The organism is Haloarcula terrestris, assembly GCF_031624315.1.
GTDB lineage: Archaea > Halobacteriota > Halobacteria > Halobacteriales > Haloarculaceae > Haloarcula > Haloarcula terrestris.
The window spans coordinates 323,445-340,912 of record NZ_JAMQOM010000004.1 but is presented as its reverse complement, the minus strand read 5'-3'; the positions used below and the strand labels follow the sequence as shown (position 1 = coordinate 340,912).

General features: G+C 64.0%; 16 protein-coding genes. 8 read left to right on the top strand and 8 right to left on the bottom strand.

All coding sequences use genetic code 11. The annotated features are described in order from the left end of the window. Nucleotides 1-80: 80 nt before the first annotated feature. Nucleotides 81-416: a DUF7113 family protein gene (locus NDI54_RS11920; RefSeq protein WP_101349340.1), complete on the bottom strand. Its 336-nt coding sequence runs from the start codon at nucleotides 414-416 to the stop codon at nucleotides 81-83. A gap of 43 nt (nucleotides 417-459) precedes the next feature. Beyond that, nucleotides 460-1,251, bottom strand: coding sequence for an endonuclease/exonuclease/phosphatase family protein (locus NDI54_RS11915; protein ID WP_310896662.1), 792 nt, complete (start codon nucleotides 1,249-1,251; stop codon nucleotides 460-462). An 87-nt stretch (nucleotides 1,252-1,338) separates the two neighbouring features. On the opposite strand from NDI54_RS11915, the gene NDI54_RS11910 reads away from it, so the two are divergent. After that, a complete protein-coding gene (locus NDI54_RS11910; protein ID WP_310896661.1) occupies nucleotides 1,339-3,225 on the top strand; it encodes an ATP-binding protein in 1,887 nt (628 codons plus the stop codon). Between the two features lie 67 nt (nucleotides 3,226-3,292). Next, on the top strand, nucleotides 3,293-3,724 hold the full coding sequence (locus tag NDI54_RS11905) for a universal stress protein (RefSeq protein WP_310896660.1): 432 nt from the start codon (nucleotides 3,293-3,295) through the stop codon (nucleotides 3,722-3,724). Here NDI54_RS11905 and NDI54_RS11900 read toward each other — a convergent pair whose 3' ends face one another. After that, on the bottom strand, nucleotides 3,725-4,168 hold the full coding sequence (locus NDI54_RS11900; RefSeq protein WP_310896659.1) for a universal stress protein: 444 nt from the start codon (nucleotides 4,166-4,168) through the stop codon (nucleotides 3,725-3,727). 155 nt (nucleotides 4,169-4,323) lie between these two features. On the opposite strand from NDI54_RS11900, the gene NDI54_RS11895 reads away from it, so the two are divergent. Continuing rightward, entirely contained in the window at nucleotides 4,324-5,037 is a 714-nt protein-coding gene (locus tag NDI54_RS11895; protein ID WP_310896658.1) for a DUF4013 domain-containing protein, read from the top strand. On the opposite strand, the gene NDI54_RS11890 is transcribed toward NDI54_RS11895, so the two are convergent. Next, nucleotides 5,034-6,110, bottom strand: coding sequence for a KaiC domain-containing protein (locus NDI54_RS11890; RefSeq protein ID WP_310896657.1), 1,077 nt, complete (start codon nucleotides 6,108-6,110; stop codon nucleotides 5,034-5,036). The genes NDI54_RS11895 and NDI54_RS11890 overlap by 4 nt on opposite strands. 109 nt (nucleotides 6,111-6,219) lie before the next feature. On the opposite strand from NDI54_RS11890, the gene NDI54_RS11885 reads away from it, so the two are divergent. Next, on the top strand, nucleotides 6,220-7,071 hold the full coding sequence (locus NDI54_RS11885; protein WP_310896656.1) for an NAD(+)/NADH kinase: 852 nt from the start codon (nucleotides 6,220-6,222) through the stop codon (nucleotides 7,069-7,071). Here NDI54_RS11885 and NDI54_RS11880 read toward each other — a convergent pair. Next, a complete protein-coding gene (locus tag NDI54_RS11880) occupies nucleotides 7,068-7,355 on the bottom strand; it encodes a hypothetical protein (RefSeq protein WP_004593774.1) in 288 nt (95 codons plus the stop codon). The two genes, NDI54_RS11885 and NDI54_RS11880, sit on opposite strands and share 4 nt — an antisense overlap. 76 nt (nucleotides 7,356-7,431) lie before the next feature. Then, on the bottom strand, nucleotides 7,432-8,040 hold the full coding sequence (locus NDI54_RS11875) for a hypothetical protein (protein ID WP_310896655.1): 609 nt from the start codon (nucleotides 8,038-8,040) through the stop codon (nucleotides 7,432-7,434). Nucleotides 8,041-8,134: 94 nt separating this feature from the next. Here NDI54_RS11875 and NDI54_RS11870 point away from each other — a divergent pair, with 94 nt between their 5' ends. Continuing rightward, on the top strand, nucleotides 8,135-8,707 hold the full coding sequence (locus tag NDI54_RS11870; RefSeq protein WP_310896654.1) for a response regulator: 573 nt from the start codon (nucleotides 8,135-8,137) through the stop codon (nucleotides 8,705-8,707). Here the strand turns inward: NDI54_RS11870 and NDI54_RS11865 are convergent. After that, nucleotides 8,704-9,324, bottom strand: a complete 621-nt coding sequence (locus NDI54_RS11865; RefSeq protein ID WP_310896653.1) for a TetR/AcrR family transcriptional regulator — start codon at nucleotides 9,322-9,324, stop codon at nucleotides 8,704-8,706. The genes NDI54_RS11870 and NDI54_RS11865 overlap by 4 nt on opposite strands. A 202-nt stretch (nucleotides 9,325-9,526) precedes the next feature. Here NDI54_RS11865 and NDI54_RS11860 point away from each other — a divergent pair, with 202 nt between their 5' ends. The 3 genes from NDI54_RS11860 to NDI54_RS11850 all read left to right on the top strand — a co-directional run bounded on the left by NDI54_RS11860 (nucleotide 9,527) and on the right by NDI54_RS11850 (nucleotide 15,463). After that, nucleotides 9,527-11,452 carry a COG1361 S-layer family protein gene (locus tag NDI54_RS11860; RefSeq protein WP_310896652.1) on the top strand — a complete coding sequence of 642 codons (1,926 nt, stop codon included), beginning with the start codon at nucleotides 9,527-9,529 and terminating at the stop codon, nucleotides 11,450-11,452. A gap of 3 nt (nucleotides 11,453-11,455) precedes the next feature. Beyond that, nucleotides 11,456-13,972, top strand: a complete 2,517-nt coding sequence (locus NDI54_RS11855; protein WP_310896651.1) for an efflux RND transporter permease subunit — start codon at nucleotides 11,456-11,458, stop codon at nucleotides 13,970-13,972. 90 nt (nucleotides 13,973-14,062) lie between these two features. Beyond that, nucleotides 14,063-15,463, top strand: a complete 1,401-nt coding sequence (locus NDI54_RS11850) for a dihydrolipoyl dehydrogenase family protein (RefSeq protein ID WP_310896650.1) — start codon at nucleotides 14,063-14,065, stop codon at nucleotides 15,461-15,463. Here the strand turns inward: NDI54_RS11850 and NDI54_RS11845 are convergent, their stop codons facing one another. Further along, complete coding sequence (locus tag NDI54_RS11845) at nucleotides 15,464-17,428, bottom strand: ATP-binding protein (RefSeq protein ID WP_310896649.1); 1,965 nt, start codon at nucleotides 17,426-17,428, stop codon at nucleotides 15,464-15,466. Nucleotides 17,429-17,468 lie beyond the last annotated feature (40 nt).

The window sequence follows — 17,468 nt, the reverse complement described above, 5'->3', positions numbered from 1 at the left end:
CTTCAGCCGCCACTTTGGTATAACGCACTGGTCGTTCGCTGACCCAGAAAACGGACGGTCGGTTACAGCGGACTATGTAGCTACGCCGTTTCGGCCTGCTGCACCGTCACGTCGACTGTCTCACCCGCCACGCCGAGCCGGGCAAACTGCGTTCTGACGTGTTCCTTGGCCGCGTCGATGGCCGCATCGCGCGTCTCGAAGCCGCGGGGCATCGGGGATTCGAAGGCGATCCGGATCTCGCGGTCGCCGATGGACTGGACCTGTCCGCCGCTTTCGACCTCGTAGAAGGCGTCACAGACCCAGACGTAGGGCGTTCCCTCGTCCGGTGCGCCGTTGAATTCGGGCGGCTCCTCGCCCGGTTCGTACAGCGTCCCGGTCAGCGCCGTCCCGCCTGCTGTCCCCCGAATGAGCAACATAGCTCACTGTAGGAGCCACACGGGCAAAAGATTCTCCCCCGGATCAGGGCTCGCAGTCGACCACGACGGGCAGGTGGTCGGAGCCGTAATGGTCGTCGTCGCGGTCGGCGATGACCGCTCTAGTGTCGACAGCGATGTCCTCAGTGACGAACACATGGTCGATCCCCATATCGGGAAGTAAGTCGTGGAAGTCGGTCCGGCTCGTCGTCGGGCCGTGGGTCACGGTCGCTGTGTCGCGGGCATCGACGAGCGTGCGGCCGTCCGGGAGTTCGTGGCCCGCGGCCCGCTCGTAGGCCGGCTCGCCGACGACGCAGTTGAAATCGCCGGTCACGACCGCCGCGGCCTCGCGGGCGATGGAATCGAGGTGATCGAGCACCAGTTCGATGCCCTCGACCCGCGCGGCAGCCCCCTGGTGGTCCAGATGCGTGTTCAGACACAGCAGATCCTCGTCGGTCTCGCGGTCACGGAGGCGCGCCCAGGTCGCTACGCGGGGGTAGGCGGCGTCCCAGCCGACGCTGCTGGGCTCGGCGGGCTGTTCGGAGAGCCAGAACGTGTTCGTGGCCGCGCAGTCGAAGCGCTCGGCCCGGTAGCCGATGGCCGTGTGCTCCCCGCCGGCGTCGACAGAATCACGGGGATCACCGACCCACTCGTAGCCGTCCAGGAGCACCTCAAGCTCCCGGAGCTGGTGGGCCATCGCTTCCTGGACCCCGATGATATCCGGGCTGTGATACCGGATTATCCCCGCCACCAGCCGCCGTCTGTGCGGCCAGCTGTCCAACCCATCCCTGGCGGTGTCGTACCGCACATTGAAAGACATCACCCGCGTCCGCTTCATATGTGTTCGTTGACAGCCACCCGGGTAAGGTTTCACTTTCACGGCGCTGGGGAAAGGTGTTAATCCCCGGCTACCCTGGAGTGGGGTATGTCCGACCTCGGGGATTTCACTGATTTCGACGGCGACGACGCGGCGGCTGACGAGGCGTCCGCCGATTCGGCCGACACGAGCGACGGCGACCGGGCCGTCGACGCGTCGGCGGACACTGATACGACAGCACAGGCCACGGACGACTTCGAGGAGATGGACGTGGCTCCGGCGGGGAGCGACACTGGCCTCGGCGTCCTCTCGGCGGCGAACGGACTGAAAATCAGCGAAGAGGACGACGAGTCCGTCCTGCGGGCGTACGTCACGGCGCGGAACCGCTCGCGGCTGCGCATCGGGACGTACCTGCTTGTTCCGTACCCGGACGGAGAGCGGTTATTCTGTCGCATCAAAGCGCTGGAGTACGCCCAGGAGTTTCACGCCGACGACGCGACGGAGATTCACGCCCGCCGTGCGATGCGCGAGCAGGGTATCGACGAGCGGGACTTCAAGTTCATCGCGGAACTGGAGCCGGTCGCCGTTCTGTACGCTGACGACGCGGCGCCGAAGGGGTCGCGTGAAGCCGGTGAAACCGGCGACAGGGAACTCAAGCGGCGGATGACTGATCGGGTACCCAAGCCCGAAACCGTCGTCCGGGAAGCCACCGACAAGTCCGAGATCAAGACCGGCCTGAAGATCCCCGAAGACGGCGTCTTCCTGGGCCATCTCTCCGTCGGTGGCGAAAAAGTCCGAACGGCCGCCGAGCCGCCGACCATCGACTACCGGCTGAAAGACGACTACGACGCCGGGGACCCGCTCGTGTTCCGGCATACGCTCGTCGCTGGCGGGACCGGGTCGGGGAAGACCCACAGTTCGAAGAACGTCCTGCGGCAGTATCTCGGCCGGACCTACGAGATGGGCGACGGTCGTACCCCCGAACTCGCCGTCGTCCAGTTCGACCCGCAGGACGAGTACGCCCAGATGCACGACGACAACCCCGCAGTGACCGACGACTTCGAGCGCCGGTGTGAGCGGGAGGGGGTCGCCCACGGCGGCTACGACGACACTATCGCGTTCGTGCCGAAGGTGGCCGGGGCCGACTACAACGCCAGCCACCACCGCGCCGAGCAAGTAGAGTTCACCATCCCGTTCTCGCTCGTCCACGAGAACCCCTGGCTCATCGCCGGCTCCAGCCTGAACGACAACCAGTACGGCGCGCTGGTGAACACGCTACTCCCCCGGTTCGAGCGTGAGTACGGCGAAAGCGGCACGTATAACGACTTCCGGACATTCCTCGGGGACCCCGCGCTGAAGGAGGAACTGGACGAGGCCGGCGACGTTCACGAAGCCACGTTCGACGCGGTCAAGCGCCGCGTCCAGGGTTTCGGCGCGGTCTTCGACCAGGACGCCCGCCCCATCACTGACCAGATCTCGCAGTTCGTCCGCGACGGCGGGCTGACGGTCATCCCGACCTACCACATCACGGACTCCCGGACAGCTTCCACCATCGTGCTGGCGGTCTCCAGCCTGCTCATCGACCAGAAACTCTCGAACGACCCCGACTACGACCGCATCAAGGAGACGCCGCTCGTCCTGGGGATGGACGAGGCCCACAACTTCCTCACCGACGCCGACAGCGTCCAGGGCCGCAAGGTCATCGGGAAGTTCACCGAGGCCGCAAAGCAGGGCCGCAAGGAGCGTCTCGGCCTGTATCTCATCACGCAGGACCCACAGGACATCGCGGACCCGGTGTTCAAGCAGATCAACACGACGATGGTGCTGAATCTCGGCGACGAGGACGCCATCTCGGCGGTGAATATCCCCAGCAATCTGGAGTCGAAGGTCCCCTACATGGAGAAGGGCCAGCGCGTCGTCTACTCGCCCGACAACTCCGAACCGGTCGAACTCATCGGCCTGTCGACGTGTGTGACCCGCCACGGTCGAGAGTGAAAACCGCGGGTTCGCTCGGCGATTTCCGGGGCGAAGATTCAAACCAGCCCCAGCGGAAGGGGTGCGTATGGCGAAGCGAATCCTCGTTCCAGTCGACAGTTCCGACCAAGCAACGGCAGCCTGTGAGTTCGCAGCCGAGGAATACCCCGAGGCGACGCTCGTTCTCGTCCACGTCATCAACCCCGCTGAGGCCGGTTACAGCGCTGAGGCGTCGATCCCCTCCTTCTCCGAGGAGTGGTACAACCAGCAGGAAGCCGCCGCGACAGAACTGCTCGATGAACTCGAAGCGACGGTAACCGATGCCGGTGTCGAGTCCGTCGAACGGGTCATCGAGGTCGGGCGGCCGACGAAAGTCATCGTCGACTACGCTGCTGACCACGACATCGACCAGATCGTCATGGGGAGCCACGGCCGGTCTGGAATGTCCCGCATCCTACTGGGCAGTGTCGCCGAAATCGTCGTCAGGCGTGCGTCCGTCCCCGTAACGGTCGTCAGGTAGCTACGCGTGCCTGACGATGTGAACGTCGTACCGGGGGTCTTCCGACACCGGTGAGCCGACGCTACAGACCGGCGTCGACACCCGACCGGCGTTCTCGCTCCCGATGAACACGATGGAGGCCCCTTCCTCGTGAGCCACTTCTCTGATGGTGCGGGTGATGTCCGTCGCCGTCGACGCCATCGAACTCACGTCTTCCGGGATTTCATAGCGGAACGACACCGACGGGGCGACCGCCTCGGCCTGCTCGCGCATCCGGTCGGCGATGGCCTCGATATCCAAGGCCGTATCGGCGTCTATCCAGCCGCGTTCGCGTGCGTACTCCTCGTCATCGGGAATGATCGACAGCGCGATGATCTCCTCGTCTCGGTAGTCCGCGAACTCCGTCGCACGCTCTAGGGCGGCTTTCGACAGGGGCGAACCGTCAAAGGGCACGAGTAGCACCATATCACACGTGTTGCTCGGTTGTGGTTTATTGGTTCCGCACGCAGCCCCGCCACGCGAAGTCCGGATCTTCCAATACCGGTGCTGTCCTGCGGTAAGCCGAGCGAATATCTCGACAAGGAGCCTGTAACTAAGCCTGTGGCGTGTGAGCAATGCCCATGGAATCGATAGAAGATGCACTAACGTACCCCATGGAAAACGACGATTGGACCGTTACCGTCCTCATCGGCGGCATCTTCAGCCTCCTTTCGTTCCTTATCGTCCCTAGTTTCCTCGTGTCCGGCTACCTCGTCCGGGCGGTCCGTGAGCGGGTGCAAGGGGCGACCCAGCCGCCGACGTTCGGGGACTGGGACGAACTGCTCGTCGACGGCATCAAAGCCTGGGCCATCGGACTCGTGTACATGCTTGTCCCGCTCGTGGTGTTGGGCGTGACCGTCGGCGGGAGCCTGCTGACGATACTGAGCGGGACCGACGCCGGGATGGGTGCCGGGCTCGCCGGCCTGGTGGGCGGATTACTTATCACGTTCGTCCTGTCGCTGGTGTTTGGCTACGTTGCGACCGCGGCGATCATCCATTTCGCCTGTACCGGCGAACTCGGTGCCGCATTCGACTTCGGGACGCTGCGGAAACTGGTCCTGTCCCCGGAGTACGCGACGCCGTGGCTGGTCTCGGTTGCGCTGTTTATCGCCGCGAACGTCGTGGTGAACCTGTTCAACGTGATCCCGTTCATCGGGTCGCTCGTCGCCGTGGTTCTCAGCCCGTTTGCCACCTTCTACGTGGTGGTCGTCGCGACGGACCTCTGGGCCGGCGGCTACACCGCCGCGCTCGACGAGCGGGCGGCAGCGGAGTCGGCCGGAACGGCGACAGTTTAGAAAATGTTGGCCTGCTGGTAGACCGAGATGCCGTCGTTCGTGATCTCGTAGGGTTTGGTCTCCCGCGAGTGGTTCGCGTTCCGTATTTTCTGTATCTCGACAGCGAGTCGCGTCTCGCGGGTTTCGGCTCGGACGTACTGGAGGATGAACACGGCGTCGGTCAGGTACTCGATGATGCCGTGTCTGGATGCGAAGGGGTTGTTCTCGTTGGCCTCGGAGACGAGCATCGTCGTCACGCCGGCCTCCTTCAGCGACCGCGTGAAATCGAACACTTCGGTGCGGCGACGGGACTGATCGTCGTACATCATCTCCAGCAGGGAGACGGAGTCGAGCACTAGCCGGTCGGCGTCGAACTTCTCGATGAGCGCCGGGAGTTCCCCCCGGATGTTGTCGAGGCTGTTCGCCATCTCGACTGGGTCGAGGTCGACAATCGCTAGCTGGCCCTGTTCCTCGTACTCCTCGAACCCCCAGCCGCGGTCACCGGCGGTGTCCAGAATCGCCTCGTGTGACTGTTCGAGCGTCAGAAACACCGCGTTCTCGCCGTTTTGCAACCCGTGATGGAGGAACTGTAGCCCGAACGTGGTCTTCCCGGTCCCGGCCGACCCGATGGTGACGATGAGATGCCGTTTCGGAATTCCGCCCTGGATCATCTGGTCGAGGCCCTCGATACCGATGTCGACCCGCGGGATGTCGGACTCGAACTCCTCCTCGAAGCCGCTATCGTCGCCGCCACCGCTTCCGGCGGACTCGAACGCGGTGGCGAAGTCGTCGTCGAAGAGGCCGCCGCCGTCGTCGGGAGCGGAACCGGCAGTGGCGTCAGCGGCCCCGCTTTCGCCGCTGCTGAAGGGGTTATCACCGCTGTCGTCGAACGGGCTGCCGTCGGCACCGTGCTCTGATTGCCCGTCGTCGCTGTCGTCGCCAAACGGATCAGTGTCCGCGGCTACTGTCCCCGCAGCGTCGCTGTCGAATGCTGACGACGACGTGTCGTCGCCGTCTGCCGGTTCGGCGTCGCCGTCCTCGTCGTCCAGCGCGCTTTCGAACCAGTCGTCGTCGGACCCGTCGCCCTCGCTCATATGCACGACCACCGGCCACACGAACGGCCCATGGAAGTGGATACTCGTCAGGACGGATATAATTGCCGTCGTAGAGGGTTTATATGCGGCCGGCCGGAAATTCCGGGCAATGACTGTCGGTATCGTCGCCCAGCGGGACAACGACCGGGCTATGTCGCTTGCCAGTACACTGTGTGACCGGCTGCGTGCTACGTCGGCGGCCGTCGTCGTCGACGAAACGACAGCCGGGGCGCTGGGCGACCACGACGCCTGGGAAGCCGCCGTGCCCGAGTCGGCCCCAGTCGAGGAGATGTCCGCCTGTGAGCTCGTCGTGAGCATCGGCGGCGACGGGACCTTTCTGTACGCGGCCCGCGGCGCGGGGTCGACGCCGATACTCGGGGTCAATCTCGGAGAGGTGGGCTTTCTGAACGCTATCGCGCCCGAGGAAGCCGTCGAAACGGTCGTCGCGGAAGTCGAACACATCCAGAAGACCGGCAGCGCCAGAACGCGAGCCATGCCGCGGCTCCAGGCCAGCGGCGACGACTGGGCGCTGTCGCCGGCACTAAACGAGGTGGTCGTTCAGGGCGAACGCCGCGGTCACGGCGGCGGGGCGACGCTTGACGTGTACGTCGACGACTCGCTGTACACCTCGGGCCACGCCGATGGTGTGCTCATCGCTACCCCCACCGGATCGACGGCGTACAACCTCAGCGAGCGGGGGCCGCTCGTCCACCCCGACGTGGCCGGCCTCATCGTCACAGGGATGGCGGACGCGACGGGGACGCCGCCGCTGGTCGTCGACGTTGATAGCGAAATCGTCATCGAACTCACGGACGCCGACAGCGGTGTCGTCGTGAGTGACGGCCGGGTCCGAAAAGACGTGGTGCCACCGGAGCGAATCACTCTCTCGCGTGCGAGCGAACCGGTCAGGCTCGCCGGTCCGCCGCTGGATTTCTTCACCGCACTGGACAAACTGGCCTAACGCCGACCGACGGCGTACAGCACTGGTGCGAGGACGAGCAGGACCAGACCGAACAGCTTGTACTGGAACGACGACGCGAGGACGCTCGCGCTGTTTGGTTCCATCGCCGATGCCGGCGTAATCACGAGCAACGCGCCCAGCGCGATCGTGTGCAGTCCCAGCATCCGGAGTGATCGTTGTGGGAGAATCGCCACGAGCCCACCGACAAAGCCGAGTAGCAGGACATCACCGATGGTGTAGTTCAGTAGGAAACTATCGATGAGTTGCAGCGGTGACGCGAGCATTCCTATCCAGGATTTCGCCGTGATGGAATCTTTAAAGTTCCGTTCCGCCGCCGACCCACGGGCGGCGTTCGGCGTTTCAATCGCCCGCCGTCTCCAGCGGGGTGAGCAGGAGGTACCCGGTCGACGGGACTCCGGCCGTCCGCACCCGGAACCGACGCGGTTCGTCGTGTGTGGTCGAGAGGGCCACGACATCGAGGTCGGCCGCGCTAACCGTCTCGGCATCCACTTCATCGATACCGGCCACGAGCAGTGCCTCAGAGAGGGCCGTCCCGTCGAGCCGGTCGGACGGTACGTCGAACGTGGTCCCGAACGATTCGTTGGCCGCACGCACGACCGGACCGTGACCCTCGTCAATGAAGTACAGTACCGGGTCCGGGTGCCCGTCGAAGAGATCAATCGGTTGTGGCTCCGGGGCTTGGTCGGTCTCCGCCGAGACCGTCATCGTCTCGTCAGTTGTCTCGGCGGGCGAATCAGCCACCAGGAGATAGGAGACGCCGCCGAGCCCACCGCCGAGTGCCAGGCCGAGACCGACGGTGACCTGTTCCGATAACCCCAACCCAAGCACCGACTGCACTACCAGCGCGACGGTTGCGAGCACGACCGCTCCCGCCCCGATCCAACCGATGACGGCCGCGAGACTCCCGAGGCGCTGTCGGCCGCCTTTGCCCGCCGACGACTCACTCATCGGTATACACTCTATGGGCCATCGGTTAACGCTTTTCGAGAGCATCCCGCCGATAAAACATTTACAGTCGCCACCCCTAGCAGGCCCTACGACAGTGTCCAGAACGACAGGCAGCCAGCTGCGGGTACTCGTTGTCGACGACGAACGTGACGTGGCCGACACACAGGCGCTGAAACTCGGCGAGCGCTACGAGACCACGGTCGTCTACAGCGGCGAGACAGCACTCGACACTGCCGGGCCGGCGTTCGACGCCGTGTTGCTCGACCGGCGGATGCCGGATGTACACGGCGACGACGTGCTGTCGCAGTTGCGCGAACGCGGCTACGACGGCGTCGTTGTCATGTTGACCGCGGTCGACGCCGACCTGAACATTCTAGAGATGCCCTTCGACGACTACCTCCAGAAGCCGGTCGACCAGGCGACGCTCCTGTCGACCCTCGACCAGCATCTGGACCGGGCTGGTCAGGACGACCGACTCGACGAGTACTTCCGGATCTCGTCGAAGCTCTCCGTGCTGGAAAGCGAGAAATCCGCGTCACAACTGGACGCGAGCACGGAGTACACCAAGCTGAAAGAACGAGCCAGGGAGCTGGAGTCCGAGCTGCGAGCCGAAAACGAGGATTTCGAGGAGTTGAAAGAGACACACCAGTCGATCAGCCGGAACTAGCTGTCGAGCAACAGCGTGTCTTCGATGTACTCGTCGATGGTGTCCCGGACCGTCGAAACGGGGTCGTCGTCTCGCGTCGCGTTCTGGAGAATCACGCCGTCGAGTACCATTATCATGAACTGTGAGACCTTTTCGGCGTCGACCTCGGCGAACTCCCCCTGTTCGATGCCGTCCTCGATGATCTGTGCGAACTGTCGGGCGAACAGCTTGTCCGTCTCGGTGAACTTCTCCCGGAAATCCGGGTTCTGAACTGCCTGTGCGCGCATCTCGACGTAGGACCCGAGCACCGCGTTCTTGTCGGGTGTCTCGACGCACTCGGGGAAGTCATCGAGAATCAGGCTGACAAACGTCTTGAGGTCCTGTTCGGGGTCGCCGGTCGACTCTAGCTGGAAGATGCGGTTGAACTCCGTGAGGATGAACTCCTGAAACGACAGCAGTAGGTCTTCCTTGCCATCGAAGTGATGATAGAACGTCGATTTGCTGAGATCGGCCTCGTCCGCGATCCGTTGTATCGAAAGTCCGGCGTACCCGTATTCCCGAAGCGCACGGAACGTGGCTCGCATGATCGCCTCATGCGAGTCGTCCGGTTCCCCGGCGAACGGTATTCCATCACTCATCCCGACCGAATATTCGTTCGGGCTGTAAATACCTTCCCACTGTCACCGAACCACAACGTTGATAGGCGACCGAACGTTCGTTCGATGTACACGGTTCGGACGGGAGTCTGCGCAGAGGTATGTGGGTTGTGACCCGACTGCTCTGTTATACTGGCCCGTCCGAACAGAGCCAACCCAAGGAATGCCCGAAGTGCCCTAACGCATGAAACCACGAACAATACTGACGCTGACTGTTGTCGCATTGCTTATGGCGTCCGGAACGGCGGTCGCCGCCGTGACCGGGAGTCCCGACTTCGACGCGGTGTTCGTCGACAACACTGTTACACCGGGCGAGGAAACGACACTCGACGTTGTACTCGTCAACAGCGGGACGGTTGATCTCGGCTCCTCAAGCCAGGGGATTTCGAACGCCGAAGTAACAACGGCCCGCGGGACGATGGTGGATGTCAAAGACGGAAATGCCCCGATTACGGTATCGACGAACCAACAGGCGATCGGTTCCGTTCCGCAAGGCAAGACCGAACCGGTTCCGTTTGAAATCAGCGTCGAAGATGACGCCAGTCCGGGAAGCTACACAGTGCCCGTTGTCATCGAGTACGAGTATACGAGCTTTATCGCTGAGACCACCAACTTGCGTCGGGAGAATTCCACAACCAAGCGGGTTAGACTGAAGCTCAAGATCGACGATGATGCGGCGTTCGACGTAGTGAACGTCGACTCCGGTGCGCGTGTCGACTCGACCGGAACGGTCGCAGTCACCGTCGAGAACACCGGTGACAAGCGCGCTGAAGAAGCCTCAGTGACACTTGAATCGTCGAACTCCGAACTCACGGTTGGTGGCGACACCAGCAGTTCCCGGTTCGTCGACGCCTGGGAATCCGGCGAACAGCGCACCCTCCGGTACCGTGTCGGCGCAAGCGGTGATACCCGATCCGAGCCCTACCAGTTTGACCTCCAGGTCGACTTCGACAACACGAACGGGGTTCGAAAGAGCACCACCGCCTCCTCAATCGGGATCACACCCGCACAGGAGCAGACGTTCAGCGTCCGGGGAATCGACAGTGACGTGGCCGTCGGCGATTCGGGGACGTACAACGTCACGCTCCACAACGACGGGCCGGTGACTGTCAGGGATGCCACAGTCTCCCTGCGGTCACAGAGTAGCCAGATCGCGTTTGGCGGGTCAGAATCCGCCGAACAGTACATCGGGACGTGGGAGCCCGGAGAGACCCGCACCGTCAGCGTTGAAGCTTCGGTCGGTGAGAACGCGTCCGTCAGGGGCTACGCGCTGTCAGCCACTGTGGGCTATATCGACCCCGAAGGCGATTCCGGCGCTGACGACGGCATTGCCCTCGGCATCCGACCCGAGCCCGAGCAGTCCTTCGCGATGGGGGACGTGGAGTCGACGCTCCAGGCCGGTGACGACGGGACGCTGGAGGCGTCGCTGACCAACACCGGCGACCAGACGGTCCGCAACGTGGTCCTGAACTGGGCGAGCGAGCACGACAACATCTCGCCGAAAGAAACCCAGTACGCGGCCGGCGATCTCGAACCGGGCGAGTCAACGACCGTCTCGTTCGACGCCGATGTGTCCGACAACGCCAACGCCGGCCCGCGGCAGTTCGACTTCGTCGCCAACTACCGCAACAGCGAGGGCGACCAGCGGGCGAGCGATACGCTCGAAATCCGGCAGGACATCCAGGGCAGCGCCAACGAGTTCGCGCTCGAAACCACGAACGCGTCGGTGGATGTCGGCGGCTCCAGCACGTTCGAAGTGACGATCACGAACGAGGCCGGCGAGACGCTGACCGACATCGAGGCGAAGCTGTTCGCCGAGTCTCCGATCTCGGTGTCCGACGACCAGGCCTACGTCAACAGCCTCGAACCAGGCGAGTCCGCAACCATCGAGTTCGGCATCAGTGCGAGCGGCACCGCGATGACGAAAAGCTACCCCGTCTCGGTCGACTTCCAGTACGAGGAACCGGACGGCGACACGCCGGTGTCTGACACCTACCGGATCCCGATTTCCGTGACCGACTCAGGCGGTGGCGGTTCGTCGCTGACGGCGATTATCGGCATCGCGCTCGTGGCCCTCCTGGCCATCGGCGGCTACTTCAGGTTCCGCTAACGCATGGACTACCAGCGCTACATCGACTGGGCGGACGACCGCATCGTCAACGACTCGCGGAAGGTCGTCGTCGCCTTCCTGCTCGTGACGGTGGTGTTCAGCGCCGGCCTCGGGAGCGTCTCGACCAGCGCCGGTACGTCACAGTTCACGAGCGACCTCCCTGCTGAGGAGGCGCTGGAGCGGATCAACACCGAGTTCTCGCCGGCATTCTCGCCGGACACGGGAAGTACCCAGCTCATCCAGCGTGAGAACAACGTCCTCTCGAAACAGGGGCTGTTGCGGATGCTCCGGTCACAGCACCGCATGGAGGACCACGCCAGTCTCCGGGTCACCTCCTCCTCAAGCGCGGCGAGCATCGTCGCCACGCAGTTAGATCCCGAGGCGACGACGACCGAACAGCAGATATACGCCGTCGAGTCCGCGACCCCCAGTGAGATCGACGCCGCCGTTATGCGTGCGGCCGACGAGAGCTCGCAGTTCACGTCGCTGTTGAGCACGGATTTCAACCGCAAGTCGGCCTCGGCGTCAGCGACCATCGGCCTCGTGAATCACGAGGTGCCGGCCGGCATCTCCTCGGGGTCGGGGCAGGGCGGCTCCAGCCCGTTGACGAGCATCCAGCAACAGGCCAGGTTCACCGTCTCCTCCGCGAGCCAGGGGAGTATCACCGTCTTCGGGTCCGGAATCGTCGCTGCGGAGTTCTCGAACGTCATCACGGACTCGCTCATCCTGACCGTCCCCGCGGCGGTGCTGTTCATCCTGCTGTTCCTGACAATCGCCTACCGCGATCTCGCGGACATGGCGCTCGGGCTGTTTTCGCTGTTCATGGCCGTCATCTGGACGTTCGGCTTCATGGGGTTGGCCGGCATCCCCTTCTCGCAGATGCTCATCGCGGTCCCGCCGCTGTTGCTGGCGGTCGGTATCGACTTCGGGATTCACGCGGTCAACCGGTATCGTGAGGAGCGTCAGGACGGCGAATCGGTCGAAACCTCGATGCGGATCACGACCGACCAGTTGCTGGTCGCGTTCTTCATCGTCACCGGCACGACGGTCATCGGCTTCGCGGCTAACCTCACCAGTTCGCTGCCCCCGATTCAGGACTTCGGCTACGTCGCGTCGGTCGGCATCACCTTCACGTTCCTCATCTTCGGCGTGTTCCTGCCCGCCGCGAAGGTGGAACTGGACCGCCTCCGACAGCGCTACCCCATCCCCACGTTCAGCGAGAGCCCGCTCGGCTCCGAGGGGTCAGCGCTCGGGGGCGTCCTCCGTGGCGGGGTCGTCATCGCAGAGCGAACACCCGTCGTCTTCCTGCTGATAATCCTCGTGACGACCGCTGGCGCGGGCTACTACGCGACCGGCGTCTCGACCTCGTTCACGCAGGAGGACTTCCTCCCGCCGGAGGACAACCCCGATATCGTCGAATCGCTGCCGGAGCCGTTCGCGCCCAGCGAGTACACCGTTACGGGGGTGTTGAACTACCTCGAAGACAACTTCGCGTCCACGCAGTCCAGCCAAACGACAGTGTACGTCGAGGGGCCGATGCGGCAAGACTCGGCGCTCGAACAGATGTATCGCGCCGGTGACGACCCGCCGGAGTCGTTCGTCCGGCAGGACGGGCGGGCCGACTCAACCTCCATCGTGACGGTCATCCAGGACCGGGCCGAGCGCGACCCCGAGTTCCGCCGGATGGTCGAGCGAAACGACCGCAACGACAACGGCGTCCCCGACGACAACCTCGGGGAGATCTACGACTACCTGCTCGATTCGTCGTCCCGCAGCCAGGCGCTGAACTACATCACCGAGGACTACCGGAGCGCCCGCGTCGTCTACACCGTCGAGTCCGACGCGAGCGACTCCGAGATCACCGCGGACACGCGGACCGTGGCCGAGGACTTCCGGTACGAAGCCACCGCCACCGGCTCGGTGGTCGTGTTCCAGGCGGTCGCTGACCTGATCTTCGAGTCAGCCATCCAGTCGCTCGCCCTCGCGCTGGCGGGTGCGTCGGTGTTCCTCGTGATCATCTACAGCGTCCTTGAGGGGCGGCCGTCGCTCGGACTCGTCAACATCGTCCCCGTCATCGTCACCGTCGCGCTCCTGGCCGGAACGATGCGGCTGTTATCGATCCCGTTCAACGCGCTGACAGCGACGATGCTGGCCATAACTATCGGGCTTGGCGTTGACTACTCTGTCCACGTCACCCACCGGTTCGCCGACGAGTTCGACGAGAACGACCTCGAAACGGCACTTGACCGGACCGTTCGGGGGACCGGCGGGGCGCTGCTGAGCAGCATGCTGACCACGGTGTTCGGTATCGGCGTGCTCGGGCTGGCAGTGTTCCCCGCTATCGGCCAGTTCGGGATTCTGACCGCCCTGTCGATCGCGTACGCCTTCCTCGCGTCCCTGCTGGTGCTCCCGTCGACGATCATCATCTGGGACCGGGTTTTCAACGCTGACTGGTCGGTCCGTGACATACTCGGGGTCGGGCGGTCGCGCCCACCTGCCCCCGTCGACGGCGACGACTGAACGCGCCGTCCGACAGCCCGCTATTTGGTCGTGTCCGGCCGGGGCACGGCACTGAAGCCTTTATCCCGCGGCAACGCCCTAGCCACCGATATGACTCACGTCGTCATCATCGGCGCGTACGGAAGTGCCGGGGCCGCGGTCGCCGGCGAACTCGTCGAGGAAGAGGGGATCGAACTCACGCTCATCGACAACGGCGAGCCCGGCGGCGGCCTCTGTATCCTCCGGGGCTGTATGCCGTCCAAGGAGGTCCTCTCGGCAGGGGCACACCGCTTCCAGGCGCGCCACGACGAGCGCCTCGTCGGTGACGTACCCGAAGTCGACCTGGAAGCCGTCGTCGAGCGCAAGGACGACCACGTGCTGGGCTGGGCCGGCCACCGCCGGGACTCCATCCACGAGATGGCCGAGCGCGAGGACGTGACCTTCATCCACGACACCGCCACGTTCGTCGACGAGCACACCGTCCTGGCCGGCGGCGAGGAGCACGAGGCCGACTACGTCGTCATCGCGACCGGGTCCAGCGTGAACATTCCGGACACGCCCGGCATCGGCGAGGTCGACTTCATGACCAGCGACCAGGTGCTCGACGCCACGGAGTTCCCCGACTCCGGCATCGTCATGGGCTTCGGCTATATCGGGATGGAGATGGTGCCGTACCTCGCCGAGGCCGGCGGGATGGAACTCACCGTGGTCGAACACGACGACCGCCCCATCGACGAGGGCGACCCCGAGTTCGGCGACGCGGCACTCGACATCTACGAGGACAACTGGGACGTGACCATCCCGACGAACTGCTACGAGAAGGAGTTGGAGGAGACCGAGGACGGCGGCGTCCGCCTCACCGTCGAGTACGACGACGGGAGCGAGGAGACGTTCGAGGCCGACCAGCTGTTCCTCTTTACCGGCCGTCGCCCGACTGTCGGGGGGCTGGGGCTTGAGAACACGCCCGTCTCGGTCGAGGGCGACTGGGCGAAAGACACGATGCAGACCCGCGACGCCGACCACATCTACGCCGTCGGCGATGTCAACGGTAAGGAGCCGATCCTCCACGTCGCCAAGGAACAGGGCTTCACCGCCGCCGAGAACATCGTCCGCCAGGAGGCCGGCGGGAGCCTCGAAGAATACCGGAACGTCCACCACCACGTCATCTTCTCCGGGCTGGGCGTCTACCCGTTCGCCCGCGTCGGCCACAACGAGGAGACGGCGAAAGCGGCGGGCTACGATGTCGTCACGGCGACGCGACAGGCCAGCGACGACGGCGTGTTCAAGTCGAAGGACGTGCCCGAGGGGCTGGCGAAGCTCGTCGTCGACGCCGACGACGGGACCGTGCTTGGCTGGCAGGGGATGCACTACCACGCCGACAGCTTCGCGAAGAAATTCCAGATCATCGTCGAGTTAGGACTCGACGTGCGTGATCTGCCCGACCGGGCCTACCACCCGACGCTGCCCGAGAACGTCGACGGGCTCATCCGGGACTGCGTCGACCAGCTGTAATCACTCGATCTGAATACCGGTCACGTCGAAGCGTGTGCCACCGTCCTCGCTTTCTGAGATAGTGATCTGGCCGCCGTGTGCATCGACGATCTCGGAGACGATAGCCAGCCCGAACCCGGTCCCAGCCTCGCTCGTGGTGTAGCCACGCTCGAACACGGTGTCGCGCTCGTCCTCGGGAATACCCGGGCCGTCGTCCGCGACGTAGAACCCCTGGCCGTCCGAGCGTGTCCCGACGCGGACGGTCACCTGATCGGCGCCATGTTCCACGCTGTCGTCGGACTCCGTCCGACTGCTTGTGGAACCGTGTTCCACGCTGTTCCGGAAGAGGTTCTCGAACAGCTGTTGGAGTCGCGTCTGATCGCCCGTGATTCGTACGTCCGTGTCGACCCGTTCGAGCGTCGCAGCCGAGCTCTCGACGGTGTCCCAGGCGGCCGTAATGATCTGGTCTAGCGACGTATCGGTCGCATCGATGACCTTGTGGCCGCCGCGGGCGAGCGCGAGCACGTCGTCGATGAGTTCGTCCATCCGGTTGAGCGCGCGCCGGAGCGCGTCCACGTGTTCTTGATTCCCGGTGTACTCCTCGTCGATGAGCGTGAGCCGACCGGCGGCGACGTTGAGCGGGTTCCGGAGGTCGTGGCTGACGACGCTGGCAAACTCTTCTAAGCGGTTTCGCTCGCGGGTGAGTTCCGCCTCGCGGCGCTCGCGCTCCTGTTCGTAGCTGACCCAGTTGCCCATCAGCTCCACGAGTGTGACTTCCCACTCGGAAAAGGATTCCCGGGAGTGCCTGTCGTAGAAACAGAACGTGCCGTACACCGACCCGTCGACAACGACGGGCGTTCCCAGGTAACAGGAGACGCCCATCTCCGTGTAGCCGGCTTTCTCGGTCAGCTCCGGTCGGTCTTTGGCGACATCAGCGAGAACGAGCGTCTGCTCTTCGACGACGGCCCGCTCGCAGTTCGTCGCCTCCAGCGGGACCGTATCGCCCGCTTCGGTGTTGCCCGTCTTGTCACAGACGATTTCGAAGACGTACATCTCGCCCTCGATGCGCGACAGGGCGGCCGTTTCCGTCCCGAGAACGTTCTGACCGATTTCGAGCAGGCGTTCGACTTTCTCCTCGAAGTCCAGGTCCTTTCGCGAGATGACTCGGTAGATCTCTCTGAGCGTCCGCTCGCGGCCCCTGAGTTCCTCTTGCTGTTCGTGGCGCTCGGTGATGTCACGGAAGTACACCGAAATCCCTGTCGGCGACGGGTAGACGGACACTTCGAACCACGTCCGCAGCGGTTCGAAGTACGCTTCGAACGAGGTCGGTTCCTGCTCGCTCATCGCCTGCCGGTACTGTTTGCTGAACTCGGTGCCCTCAAGGGACGGAATCGCCTCCCAGAGGTTACGCCCCAACAGGTCAGTGATATCCCCGTCCGCCGCCATCGCACGGCCGATGACACGCCTGCCGCGCTCGTTGGCGTACGTGAACTCCCAGTTCTCGTCCACCGCGAAGAACGCGTCGGTCATCCGGTCGAGAATGTCCGCCTCCTCTTGATGGCGGGCGACGGCCGATCTGATTCGCTGTCGGAGCAGTTCCGTCTGCTCAGAGAGGGGCGTCTTCGTCACGTAATCCGTGACGCCGGCCGAGATAGCGGCGCTGGCGACACTCTCGTCGCCGTCGTCAGTGAACAGCAGAAACGGGAGGTCGAGTGACCGGTCTCGAATCGCTTGCAACAGTTCGACCCCGTCCTGGTCCGGCAGTCGGTACTCGCTGACGACGCAGTCGTACGACGCGCTGTCCAACGCGTCAAGTGCTGCCGACGCACTCTCACACACGGTCACGTTGAATTCGTCGGCACTGTCACGCAGTGTTTCGTTGACCGTTGAGGTATCGGTACTATCCGTATCGACGTAGAGGACGCGTAGCATTCCGTTGGTTCCGCTGTTCCCGTGACGGTTCGACTTGGTCACGGGCGTATCCATACACGGAACACGGCACGCGGGGCTAAAGGTGTACCGCCAG

Coding starts and splice junctions, on each gene's coding strand:
- NDI54_RS11885 (WP_310896656.1), top strand. CDS start 6,220: ATGACTGTCGGTATCGTCGCCCAGCGGGACAACGACCGGGCTATGTCG.
- NDI54_RS11875 (WP_310896655.1), bottom strand. CDS start 8,040: ATGAGTGAGTCGTCGGCGGGCAAAGGCGGCCGACAGCGCCTCGGGAGT.
- NDI54_RS11880 (WP_004593774.1), bottom strand. CDS start 7,355: ATGCTCGCGTCACCGCTGCAACTCATCGATAGTTTCCTACTGAACTAC.
- NDI54_RS11850 (WP_310896650.1), top strand. CDS start 14,063: ATGACTCACGTCGTCATCATCGGCGCGTACGGAAGTGCCGGGGCCGCG.
- NDI54_RS11915 (WP_310896662.1), bottom strand. CDS start 1,251: ATGAAGCGGACGCGGGTGATGTCTTTCAATGTGCGGTACGACACCGCC.
- NDI54_RS11865 (WP_310896653.1), bottom strand. CDS start 9,324: ATGAGTGATGGAATACCGTTCGCCGGGGAACCGGACGACTCGCATGAG.
- NDI54_RS11860 (WP_310896652.1), top strand. CDS start 9,527: ATGAAACCACGAACAATACTGACGCTGACTGTTGTCGCATTGCTTATG.
- NDI54_RS11900 (WP_310896659.1), bottom strand. CDS start 4,168: ATGGTGCTACTCGTGCCCTTTGACGGTTCGCCCCTGTCGAAAGCCGCC.
- NDI54_RS11855 (WP_310896651.1), top strand. CDS start 11,456: ATGGACTACCAGCGCTACATCGACTGGGCGGACGACCGCATCGTCAAC.
- NDI54_RS11920 (WP_101349340.1), bottom strand. CDS start 416: ATGTTGCTCATTCGGGGGACAGCAGGCGGGACGGCGCTGACCGGGACG.
- NDI54_RS11910 (WP_310896661.1), top strand. CDS start 1,339: ATGTCCGACCTCGGGGATTTCACTGATTTCGACGGCGACGACGCGGCG.
- NDI54_RS11845 (WP_310896649.1), bottom strand. CDS start 17,428: ATGGATACGCCCGTGACCAAGTCGAACCGTCACGGGAACAGCGGAACC.
- NDI54_RS11895 (WP_310896658.1), top strand. CDS start 4,324: ATGGAATCGATAGAAGATGCACTAACGTACCCCATGGAAAACGACGAT.
- NDI54_RS11890 (WP_310896657.1), bottom strand. CDS start 6,110: ATGAGCGAGGGCGACGGGTCCGACGACGACTGGTTCGAAAGCGCGCTG.
- NDI54_RS11905 (WP_310896660.1), top strand. CDS start 3,293: ATGGCGAAGCGAATCCTCGTTCCAGTCGACAGTTCCGACCAAGCAACG.